General features: G+C 67.3%; 7 protein-coding genes. 4 read left to right on the top strand and 3 right to left on the bottom strand.

Annotation, left to right across the window (positions count from 1 at the left end; translation table 11 throughout):
* Positions 1–54: 54 nt before the first annotated feature.
* The gene (uvrC, locus tag HRV97_RS07330) at positions 55–1,971 is read right to left on the bottom strand and encodes an excinuclease ABC subunit UvrC (RefSeq protein WP_174193456.1); all 1,917 of its coding nucleotides are present in this window, start codon (positions 1,969–1,971) and stop codon (positions 55–57) included.
* 98 nt (positions 1,972–2,069) lie between these two features.
* Between uvrC and HRV97_RS07325 the strand changes: the two genes are divergently transcribed.
* From HRV97_RS07325 to HRV97_RS07310, 4 genes are all read left to right on the top strand, one after another.
* Positions 2,070–3,932: an ABC-F family ATP-binding cassette domain-containing protein gene (locus tag HRV97_RS07325; RefSeq protein ID WP_174193454.1), complete on the top strand. Its 1,863-nt coding sequence runs from the start codon at positions 2,070–2,072 to the stop codon at positions 3,930–3,932.
* A 254-nt stretch (positions 3,933–4,186) separates the two neighbouring features.
* A complete protein-coding gene (locus HRV97_RS07320) occupies positions 4,187–5,302 on the top strand; it encodes an L-dopachrome tautomerase-related protein (protein ID WP_174193452.1) in 1,116 nt (371 codons plus the stop codon).
* A 242-nt stretch (positions 5,303–5,544) separates the two neighbouring features.
* Complete coding sequence (yghU, locus tag HRV97_RS07315) at positions 5,545–6,429, top strand: glutathione-dependent disulfide-bond oxidoreductase (RefSeq protein WP_174193450.1); 885 nt, start codon at positions 5,545–5,547, stop codon at positions 6,427–6,429.
* The gene (locus HRV97_RS07310; RefSeq protein WP_246248586.1) at positions 6,426–7,046 is read left to right on the top strand and encodes a glutathione S-transferase family protein; all 621 of its coding nucleotides are present in this window, start codon (positions 6,426–6,428) and stop codon (positions 7,044–7,046) included. Before yghU ends, HRV97_RS07310 begins: the two co-directional genes overlap by 4 nt.
* A 301-nt stretch (positions 7,047–7,347) precedes the next feature.
* Here HRV97_RS07310 and trhO read toward each other — a convergent pair whose 3' ends face one another.
* Both trhO and HRV97_RS07300 read right to left on the bottom strand, forming a co-directional pair.
* Positions 7,348–8,169 (bottom strand): oxygen-dependent tRNA uridine(34) hydroxylase TrhO, encoded by an 822-nt coding sequence (gene trhO, locus HRV97_RS07305; RefSeq protein WP_174193449.1) that lies wholly within the window; start codon positions 8,167–8,169, stop codon positions 7,348–7,350.
* 66 nt (positions 8,170–8,235) lie between these two features.
* Positions 8,236–11,661 carry an amidohydrolase family protein gene (locus HRV97_RS07300; protein ID WP_174193448.1) on the bottom strand — a complete coding sequence of 1,142 codons (3,426 nt, stop codon included), beginning with the start codon at positions 11,659–11,661 and terminating at the stop codon, positions 8,236–8,238.
* Positions 11,662–11,672: the final 11 nt, after the last annotated feature.

Here is an 11,672-nt window from a genome sequence, read left to right as displayed (position 1 = left end):
CGTCCGCGGACAAGCGACGGGAATTTACAGTTCTGGCTCGCCTCGGTGCGCCCCTCAACGCGCGTGGTAGAAGTCGTACACCGTTTGCGCGACGCTGGCCGACACGCCCGGCGCCTTTTGCAAATCCTCCAGGCTCGCGTTCCTGACCGCGCGGCCGGTGCCGAAATGCATCAACAGCGCCTTCTTGCGTGCAGGACCAATGCCCGGCACCTCGTCGAGCGGGCTGGCGCCGATCGCCTTCGCCCGCTTCGCGCGGTGCGCGCCGATGACGTAGCGGTGCACCTCGTCGCGCAGCCGTTGCAGGTAGAACAGCACCGGCGCGTTGACCGGCAGCGTCAGCTCGCGCCCGTCCATGAGGTGAAACACCTCGCGCCCCTCGCGCCCGTGGTGCGGCCCCTTGGCGACACCGACCAGGCACACGTCCTCGATGCCCAGATCCTCCAGCACCGCCTTCGCCGCGTTCAACTGCCCGCGCCCGCCGTCGAGCAGCACCAGATCGGGCCATTCGCCGGAGTCGCGATCCGGATCCTCCTCCAGCGCGCGCGAGAACCGCCGGGTCAGCACCTCGCGCATCATCGCGAAATCGTCGTCGGTCGCCGCCTGCTTGATGTTGAACTTGCGATACTGGCCCTTGCGAAACCCTTCCGGCCCCGCGACCACCATCGCGCCGACCGCGTTCGTGCCCTGAATGTGGCTGTTGTCGTACACCTCGATCCGCTCGGGCGACTCGGCGAGTTCGAACAGCTCGGCGACCTCGCGGTTGAGCCGCGTCTGCGTCGTGCTCTCCGCCAGCCGCCGCTCCAGCGCTTCCTTGGCGTTGCGCGATGCCTGATCGAGCAGCCGCCGCCGCGTGCCGCGCTGCGGGACGGTGATCTCGACCTTGCGCTTCGCCTGCTCGGACAAGGCCTCCATCAGCAGCGCCGCCTCGGGCAGTTCGCGGTCGACGAAGATCGTCCGCGCGGGCGGCACCTCCTCGTAGAATTGCATCAGAAACAGTTGCAGCACCTCTTCCTCGCTCACCTCGGCGGTGTGCGATGGAAAGAAGCTGCGGTGCCCCCAATTCTGCCCGCCGCGGATGAAGAACGCCTGGATGCCGATCACGCCCTCCAGGCACGCGAGCGCGAAGATGTCGGCGTCGCCCACCCCTTCCGCGTTGATGAATTGCGTCCCCTGGATGAAGGTCAGCGCCTTCAACCGGTCGCGCAGCACCGCGGCGAGCTCGAAGTCCATGTTTTCCGCCGCCGCCTGCATCTGCGCGCCGAGCTTCGCCTGCACGTCGGTGGTCTTGCCCGCCAGGAACTTCTTCGCGTCGCCGACCAGCTCATCGTAATCGGGTTGCGAGATGCGCCCGACGCACGGCGCGGAGCAGCGCTTGATCTGGTACAGCAGACACGGCCGGTCGCGCGTCTTGAAGAACCCGTCGGTGCAGCTGCGCAGCAGGAACAATTTCTGCAACGCGTTGAGCGTGTTGTTGACGCTCCCCGCGCTCGCGAACGGGCCGTAGTAATTGCCCTTCGCCTTACGCGCGCCGCGATGCTTCTGCACCCGCGGAAAGTCGTGGTCGGCGCGCAGCAGGATGAACGGGAAACTCTTATCGTCGCGCAGCAGCACGTTGTACGGCGGGCGGTAACGCTTGATCAGCTGCGCCTCGAGCAGCAGCGCCTCGGCCTCGTTGTTGGTCGTCACGATCGTCATCGACCGGGTCTGCGACACCATCCGCTGGATGCGTTTGCTCAGCCGCTCAATCTGGACGTAATTGCCGACACGGTTCTTCAGCGCGCGCGCCTTGCCGACGTACAGCACCTCACCTTTCGCGTCCTGCATCCGGTACACGCCGGGTTTGAGCGGCAGCGTTTTCAGCACGTTGCGGATCGCCGCCACGCCCGCCTGCAGATCGGGCGCGTCGCTGCCGCGGATCGTGAAGGTGGCGGCTTCTTCGTTGAAACGTTCGGGAGGGCCGTAGCCTGACATGCCAACCCATCTAGGTAAACGCGGAGTCTCCGGCAACCGGTCGGCTACCCGGCGGCAACCGCTCGAAATCTCGTGCCGCATCTGCTAAGCGCGCCCGCATGCTCAATCTTTCCGACATCACCGTTCGCCTCGGCGGGCGGACGATCCTCGATCGCGCCACTGCCGCGCTGCCGCCGCGCGGGCGCATCGGGCTGATCGGCCGCAACGGTGCTGGCAAGTCGACGCTGGTGCGCGTGATCGCGGGGATGCTGGAGCCCGATACCGGTTCCGCCGACATGCCGCGCGGCGCGCGCCTGGGTTACATCGCGCAGGAGGCCCCCGGCGGCGACTCCACCCCGATCGAGACGGTGCTCGCCGCCGATGTCGAGCGTACCGCGCTCCTCGCCGAGAGCGAGAACATGGAGGACATGGACCGGCTCGGTGACATCCACGAGCGGTTGATGGCGATTGACGCCTGGTCCGCGCCGTCGCGTGCCTCTCGCATCCTCGTCGGGCTCGGCTTTGACGAGGAGATGCAGAACCGACCGCTGGAGAGCTTCTCGGGTGGCTGGCGGATGCGCGTCGCGCTCGCCTCTCTGCTGTTCTCCGCCCCCGATCTGCTGCTGCTCGACGAGCCGTCGAACCACCTCGATCTCGAAGCGGTCTTGTGGCTGGAGGATTTCCTCAAATCCTACCAGGCGACGATCGTCGTCGTCAGCCACGAGCGTGACTTCCTCAACAACGTCGTCGACCACATCCTCCACCTCGATCGCGGCAAGCTGACGCTCTACCCCGGCGGCTATGACGCGTTCGAGCGCCAGCGCGCCGAGCGCCAGGCGCAGCAGGCCGCCGCGCGCGAGAAGCAGATGGCCGAGCGCGAGAAGTTGAAGGAGTTCGTCGCGCGCAATTCCGCCCGCGCTTCGACCGCCAAACAGGCGCAGTCGCGCGTGAAGGCGCTCGCGCGGATGCAGCCGATCGCCGAGGTGATGGACGATCCGTCCTTGTCGTTCGACTTCCCCGATCCAACCGCGCTGCGCCCGCCGCTCATCACGCTCGACCTCGCCACGGTCGGCTATAACGAGACGCCGATTCTCAAGCGCTTGAACCTGCGCATCGACCCCGACGAGCGCGTCGCGCTGCTCGGGCGCAACGGCAACGGCAAGACGACGCTCGCGCGCCTGCTCGCCGCGCAGCTCACCCCGATGGAGGGGGCGATGCAGGCGAGCGGCAAGATGCGCGTCGGCTATTTCACGCAATACCAGGTCGAGGAGCTCGACCGCGACGAGACGCCGCTCCAGCACATGTCGTCGCTGATGGAGGGTTCGTCGCCCTCGGCGGTGCGCGGGCAGCTCGGGCGCTTCGGGTTCCAGGGCGACAAGGCGATCACCAAGGTCGGCAAATTGTCCGGCGGCGAGCGCGCGCGGCTCGCGCTCGCGCTCATCACCCGCGACGCGCCGCACTTGCTGATCCTCGACGAGCCGACCAACCACTTGGACGTCGACGCGCGCGAGGCGCTGATCCAGGCGTTGAACGGCTACACCGGCGCGGTCGTCATCGTCAGCCACGACCGCCACATGCTGGAGATGACCGCCGACCGGCTCGTCTTGGTCGACGGTGGCACCGCGGTCGATTTCGACGGCGCGATCGAGGATTACATCAAGCTGATCCTGTCGGGCGACGGCTCGGGCAAACAGTCGAAGGCCAAGGCAAAGGCCGACGCGCGTAAGCAGGCCGAGCAGCGCGAGCAGGACAAGCTGCTGCGCAAGCAGGCCCGCGACGCCGAGGCCGCGCTCGTCAAGCTTACCGAGCAGCGCAGCGCGCTCGACCGCGCGATGTTCGATCCCTCGACCGCGCAGGGCCCGCTCGCCAAGCTCAGCATGACCGAGCTGATGAAGCGTCGCGCCAGCGTGCAGGAACAGATCGACGCGTCGGAACAGAGCTGGCTCGAACTGAACGAACAATTGGAAGCGATAGCGGCCTGAATCGATCTCTCTCCTTCCTATAAGGGAGGGGTCAGGGGTGGGTAGATCGGCACGCAACAGCCCCCAGATCGCACCACCCCGTCATCCCGGACTTGATCCGGGATCCTGCTTCTTCTCACACCACCACGCAGCACCGCAGTAGGCCGGGCGCCTCAAGAACCAGATTCAGCCACACTGAACACAACGCCGCCCATTGTGTTCTACCCTCGGCCCGCGCGCACCTCTCGCGACGCTCGGCTCAGGAGAGATCACCCATGCGCGCACGGCACCGTTTCCTCGCCTCCCTCGGCCTCGCCACCGCGCTGCTCGGCGTTGGCACCATGGCAGTCGCGCAAGGCGGCACCGGCAACGGCCTGAAACAGGAAGCGCAGTTCGACCATCAGGCGACCGGCGTCGCGGTCACCGCCGACGGCCGCCGCTTCGTCAACTTCCCGCGCTGGACCGACGACGCGCCGATCTCGGTCGCCGAGGTGATGAAGGACGGCTCGCTCCGCCCCTATCCCGACGCCCGGTGGAACAGCTGGCGTAACGCGCGCAGCAGCGAGCTGCCCGTCGGCGACTATTTCGTCTGCGTCCAGTCGATCGTACCCGACGGCCAGGGCAACCTCTGGGTGCTCGATCCCGGCGCACCTGGCAACGAGAAGATCCTCGAAGGCGCGCCCAAGCTGGTCAAGATCGACCTACGCACCAACCGCGTGACCAAGGTGATCTCCGTTCCCGGCGACGTCGCGCTCCAGGGCACCTACCTCAACGACATCCGCTTCTCGCCCGACGGCAAGACTGGCTATATCACCGACAGCGGCACGCGCGGCGCGATCATCGTCGTCGACCTCGACAGCGGCCGCTCGTTCCGCACCCTCGACGGCCATCCCTCGACGCAGATCGACAAGACCGTCAAGGTGACACTCGACGGCCGCCCGCTGCTCCGCCCCGACGGTCGCCAACCCGCCTTCGCCGCCGACGGCATCGCGATCTCGAACGACGGCCGCACGCTCTATTATCAGGCGCTGACCGGCAAGACGCTCTACGCGATCGACACCGCGCTGCTGCGCGACGGGGTGAACGAGGCGCAGCGCGGCGCGGGCGTCCGCACCGTCGCGCAGACGCAGGTCGCCGACGGCCTGTGGATGAGCAAGGCAGGCACGCTCTACATCACCTCGCCGACCGATTACTCGATCAAGCGGTTGAACGGCACCGCCGTGCAGAACGTCCTCACCGACCGCCGCCTGCGCTGGCCCGACACCTTCTCCGAAGGGCGCGACGGCCGCATCTACGTCACCGCCAGCCACATTCAGGACACCAACTGGTTCAAGCCCGGTGCCCCGCCGTCGATCCGTACCGAACTCTTCTCCTTCGCGCCAACGCGGTAGATGACGCGCCCGGCGGTAGGCGTCACACGACCTGTCCTACCGCCGTTCGCCTCGATTACGACACCTGCCTCCACCCTCCCGACGGACACAGGTGCGCGACATGAAAACATGCGTGTGAACCTCCACTTCCTCCACTTCGCGGCCTCCACTTCGCTCCACCGCCGTGGCCGGCGAAGCGGACCGTTGGACCCGCGTGCCCGCGTCCGATATCCTGCGCCATCGCCTAACCAGAGGATCACACCGTGACCGACACCTACACCCCGCCCGAGGTATGGACCTGGAACAAGGACAATGGCGGCCGCTTCGCCAACATCAACCGGCCCATGGCCGGTGCGACGCACGACAAGGAGCTGCCGGTCGGGCGTCATCCGCTGCAACTCTACTCGCTCGCCACGCCCAACGGGGTGAAGGTCACGGTGATGCTGGAGGAACTGCTCGCCGCCGGGCACAGCGGCGCCGAATATGACGCCTGGCTGATCCGCATCAACGAGGGCGACCAATTCTCCAGCGGGTTCGTCGCCGCCAATCCCAATTCCAAGATCCCCGCGCTGGTCGACCGCAGCGGCGACACGCCCGTCCGCGTGTTCGAATCGGGCTCGATCCTCGTCTACCTCGCCGAGAAGTTCGGCGCCTTCCTCCCCACCGAACCCGCCGCGCGCGCGGAATGCCTGTCGTGGCTGTTCTGGCAGATGGGAGCAGGGCCGCTGCTCGGCGGCGGCTTCGGCCATTTCTACGCCTATGCGCCGACCAAGATCGAATATGCGATCGACCGTTACGCAATGGAGGTAAAGCGCCAGCTCGACGTGCTCGACCGCCGCCTGGCCGAAAGCGAATATGTCGCCGGCGCCGATTACACGATCGCCGACATGGCGATCTGGCCGTGGTACGGCGCGCTGGTGAAAGGGCTCGTCTACGACGCCGGCACCTTCCTCCAGGTTCAGGACTACAAGAACGTCCTGCGCTGGACCGACCGGATTGCCGAACGTCCGGCGGTCAAGCGCGGGCGCATGGTCAACCGCGTGATGGGCGACCCCGCCAGCCAGCTTCACGAACGCCACGACGCGAGCGATTTCGACACCAAGACGCAGGACAAGATCGCGCCCGAGAACAAGGAAGCGCAGGCATGATGCGCCTCTACGACAGTCGCCGCGCCCCCAATCCGCGCCGCGTTCGCTGGGTCATGGCGGAAAAGGGCATCGAGGATATCGAGATCGTCCAAACCGACATCTTCAAGGGTGAGCACCGCACCCCCGATTACCTCGCGCGCGCCGGCCTCTCCAATGTCCCCGCATTGGAGATCGATGCGAATACGACGATCACCGAATCGATCGCGATCTGCCGCTATCTCGAGAGCGTCTATCCCGAGCCCAACCTGTTCGGCCGCGATCCGCTGGAGATCGCGGTAATCGAGATGTGGATGCGCCGCGCCGAGATGCTGCTCGCGACCCCGCTCATGATGTCGGTCCGCCACGGCCACCCCGCGCTCGCCGCGATCGAGACGCAGGTGCCCGCGATCGCCGAAACCAACACCGCCGCTGCGACGCGCGCGTTGAAGGTGTTCGACCGTCGCTTGGCCGAAAGCCCGTTCATCGCCGCCGACCGCGTCACCATCGCCGACGTGGTCGCCTTCACCGGTCTCGACTTCGCACGCATGGTAAAATTCAGCCCCGCGCCCGAACACATCCATTTAGCGCGCTGGATCGAGGCGATGCGCGACCGCCCGGCCGCCAGCGCAGGCGTCTGAGCTTCGGTCCTGCCCCGTGAGGGGCAGACTAGGCACGCTGCGCTTCGTGTCAGGCCTACCCACCCCCAACCCCTCCCTTGTCAGGGAGGGGAGTCGTAGCGCCCGACAGCCAAGCGGAAGCCCAACCTTCTCCCCTCCCTGAAAGGGAGGGGTCGGGGGTGGGTAGGTGGAGCAGGCATCCTCCACCTCACCCCCCGTCACCCCGGACTTGATCCGGGGTCCCGCTTCCAGTGAGCGGCCGAAGAAGAAGCGGGATCCCGGCTCAAGGCCGGGACGACGCCCTCAGGCCCACCCGCCCCGCTTACGCCTCGACCCCACACCCACACCCGCGGTCATCATCCACCGGCCGCTGGCACCACTTGCACATCGCCCGGTGCGTCGGCGTCAGGTCGTGCGTCACGCTCACCCGCTCGTCGAACACGAAACACTCGCCCTGCCAGCGCGTGTCGGCCTCGGGCACCTGCTCCAGGTAATTGAGGATGCCGCCCTTCAGGTGGAACACCTCGTCGATCCCCTCGGCGCGCACAAACGCCGTTGCCTTCTCGCACCGGATGCCGCCGGTACAGAACATGGCGATCTTCGGGCGCCGCCCTTCCCCCAGCAACGCGCCGCGCCGTTCGCGAAACCACGCCGGAAAGTCGCGAAAGCTTCGCGTTCCCGGGTCGATCGCACCCGCGAAAGTGCCCAGCGCCACCTCGTAGTCGTTGCGCGTGTCGATCAGGATCGTGTCGGGATCGTCGACCAGCGCGTTCCAGTCCTCGGGCGCGACGTAGGCGCCCACGCCCTCCACCGGATCGAGGTCGGGCTGCCCCATCGTCACGATCTCGCGCTTCAACCGCACCTTCATCCGCCCGAACGGCATCGCGTCGGTGCGCGAATATTTGACCTCCAGCGCCGCACATCCCGGAAGCGTGCGCAGATGCGCCAGCACCGCCGCAATCCCGTTGTCGCTACCCGCGATCGTCCCGTTAACGCCTTCGTGTGCCAACAGCAGCGATCCGCGCACCTCGGCCGCTTCGCACACCGGCAGCAGCGCGGCCTTCACCGCCGCCACGTCGTCTAGCGTCGTGAACTGGTACAGCGCCGCGACGAGGATCGGCGGCGGGGGCGAAGTCTCGGTCATTCTCATCCACTTGGGGGCACACGAGGTAGCGCGTGCCCCTAGCAGATCGGACGCCGGCGCGTCAGATCAATCCTGATCCGCGTCGCCGTAACCGTGCCCGGTGGTCATCCGCGTGCCCGTACCCCCGCCGCCGTTCGCGCCCTCGAACCAGTACGGCATCCGCTGGCGGTTGCCCGTCTCAACCTCGTTGAGCGTCGCGGCATCATAAAGATGCCCGCCCAGCATCACGCGGCTCACCTTATCGGTGTTGCGGATGTTCACCGTCGGATCAGCGTCGAGCACCACCAGATCGGCGAGCTTGCCGGGCTCGAGCGAGCCGACGTCCTTCTGATATCCCAGCGACGTCGCCGGCATGATCGTGCCCGCGCGCAATGCTTCGATCGGCGACCAGCCGCCCTTGGCAAAGCTCCACATCTCCCAATGCGCGCCCAGCCCCGCCTGCTGCCCGTGCGCGCCGATCGACACCTGCACGCCCTTGTCCGCTAGCTTCTTCGCCTCGCGCGCGCTCTCGCCGTCGACGTAATCCTCCTCGGGCGCCAGTTCGCGCCGCGCGTTCTGCGCCGCGAGCAGTCCCTGCGGCGCGTGGCGCGACAGGATCGGGTGACGCCACACGTCGGTGTGCGCGCGCCAATACGGATCGCCCGCCGGCCCGCCATAGGTGACGACCAGCGTCGGGGTGTAGTTGGTCTTGGTCTGCGTCCACAACTGGATCAGATCGTCATAGAAATGCTCCAGCGGGATGTTGTGCTCGACGGTCGAATTGCCGTCCTGGATCAGCGTCACGTCCTGCGTGAACAGCGACCCGCCCTCGGGCACGACCTCCATCCCCTCGGCCTGCGCGGCGGCGACGACCATCTGACGCTGCTCGCGCCGCGGTTGGTTGTAGTTCTTGACGCTGTGCGCGCCCTGCGCCTTCAACCGGCGTACGTCGGCGAGCGCGTCGTCGTAGCTGTTGATCTCCGCGTAAACGTCGGGCGACTTCGCACCGTAGATGATCTCGCCGGTCGAGAAGATGCGGGGCGCCAGGATCAGCCCCGCGCGCTGCATTTCGGCCGCGGGGAAGATCTCGGCCGAGCGCGACGATGGATCGTGGATCGTCGTGGTGCCGAGCGCGAGGTTCGCCATCGCGTTCCAGTTCTGCTGCGGCACCAGTTCGTCGTCGCCCTGCGGGCCGTGCGCGTGCGCGTCGACCAGCCCGGGGATGATCGTCTTGCCCGCGACGTCGATCGTCTTCGTGCCGGCGGGAATCGTGACCGAGGCACGCGGGCCGACCGCGACGATGCGGTCGCCGCGGATCAGGATCGTCGCATCGTCGATGATGCCGCCATCGGCGCGCGCCATCGTCACCACGCGCGCGCCGGTCAGTGCGACCGTGCCCGTTGGCTTCGCCGCGGGCACGTCCATCGACAGCGACACGCCGGTGCGCGGCGCCGCGAACTTCGGCGCGTTCTCGCCCACTGGTGCCTGCTGGAACAGCGCATTGACCTGTGCGGTGTAGAGCGTCGGCCCGGTGCTCCAGTGCAGCGCCTGTCCGTCGTTCGACCAGTTGATGAAGTCCGCGCCGTCCGCGCTCACCTGCGTGACGGGCAGCGGCCCGGCCTTCTTGTCGGTCTCCACCCCCTGCGTGCCGGGCATCAGCGGCATCACGAACGCCTGGTAATTCTGCTTGAACGCGACGAACTCGCCCGTCGGCGACACCTGATAATCGCTGACCAGCTCGCCCTGCGCGTGGACCCGCTTGGCCTCACCGTTCAGATCGGTGCTGACGAGCTGGCGCTTGTCCTTTTCGCTCGTCAGCAGGAACACGCGGTCGTTCCGGTCGCCGAACTGCGGCACGGCCGCGCCTTCCGCGATCCTGACCGGCGCGCCGCCCGTCGCCGCGACGCGGTACGCACCCGATCCGCCGGCCCCACGCGCCGCGGTCAGCCCGCCACCCTCGCCCTGCTCGAACACGATGACCTTGGCGTCGGGCGAGAAATGCGGCCGGCGATACAGCCCCGCCGCACTCGTCACGACCTTGGCCGAGCCGCCGCCCGCCGCGACCGTCTTGATCTGCCCCAGCCCCGCATCGGTCCAGCCGACGAACACGATCTGTCGCCCATCGCGCGACCAGCTCGGCCACAGCTCCAGCTCGTCGGTGGCGCGCGTCAGCCGCCGCGCGGCACCACCCGCCATCGGCTTGACGTACAATTTGCCCAGCGTCTCGAACACGACCTGACGCCCGTCGGGCGACACGCTCGCCCAGCGCGGCATCTTTGTCTGGATACGGTCGGGCGACACCTCGACCTGCGGGTGCGTCGCGTCGATCACCACGCGCGTGTCGTTGACGCGGAACGGCACCACGCGCGCACCCGATCCGTCGACCGCGACGCGCTGGATGTGCCCGCCCGCCCAGATCAGGATCGCCGCATTGTCGGGCGTCCACGCCATATTGGGGTACACGCCAGTCACCGCCCAGGTTTCCTGCACGTCGCGGTCGAGGTCGCCGTAGATGACGCGCTCGACCCCGGTGGACAGGTCCTTGACCCACAGCTTGGTCTTGTTGTTCTCGCGCCGCACGAACGCTATCCGCTTGCCGTCGCGCGACGGCGTCGGCCGCACCGATCCGCCGACCCCCGACACCGCGGTGGTCACCTCGCCGCTGTCGATGTCGTAGCGCTCGATGTTGAACAGGTCGGTGCGCGAATTCTGCGCATATTCGAAGATCGGACCCGGCGTGACATTGCGCGTGTAGAAGATGCTCTTGCCGTCGGGCGCGTAGATCGGCTCGCCCAACTCCTTCTGCAGCTGCTCGCTCTTGCGCTTGACCAACTGCACGCCGCCGCCGCCCGAGACATGGTACAGCCACACCTCGCCGGTGCCGAGCGAGCGACCGGTCGTGAAATGCTTCTTTGCCGCGATGAAACGCCCGTCGGGGCTCCACGACGGCTGGTTGAGCAGGCGGAAATCCTCCTTGGTCACCTGCCTTTTGTCGCTGCCGTCGACGTTCATCACCCAGATGTTGTCGCCGCCGCCGCGATCGGAGGTGAACGCGATCCGCCGCCCGTCGGGCGAGAAGCGCGGCTGATGCTCGTACGCCAATCCTTGCGCGATCCGCGTCGGCGTGCCCCCGGCGATTCCCATGGTGTAGATGTCGCCCAGCATGTCGAACGCGATCAAGCGACCGTCGGGCGACACGTCGACGTTCATCCAGCTGCCGTTATCGGTGTTGATCGCCACCTCGCGCGTCCGCATTCCCGCCGGCGCGTTGACGTCCCACTTAGGCGGCTTGGCGGGCGTTGTCGCCGCGACCGTGCGGGCGTTCGCGTTGGGCGCGGGGGTCGCGGGCGGCGCGACCGGCGGGCGTTCGGTGACGACCTCGGGATTGGGCTGCGTGATCTGGTTCTCGGGCGCCTGCGTCTGCTCGATCGGCTTCTGAGCCGGCGCAACTTGAGCCGAAAGCTGGCCCGCCATCAGGCACAAGGCGATGGCGGTGGCGGCACGGTAGGTCATGCTGGTTTCCC

Origin of the sequence: Sphingomonas hominis (genome assembly GCF_013328205.1) — a bacterium.
GTDB classification, from domain to species: Bacteria; Pseudomonadota; Alphaproteobacteria; order Sphingomonadales; family Sphingomonadaceae; genus Sphingomonas; species Sphingomonas hominis.
This window is presented reverse-complemented; position numbering and strand designations above follow the sequence as displayed.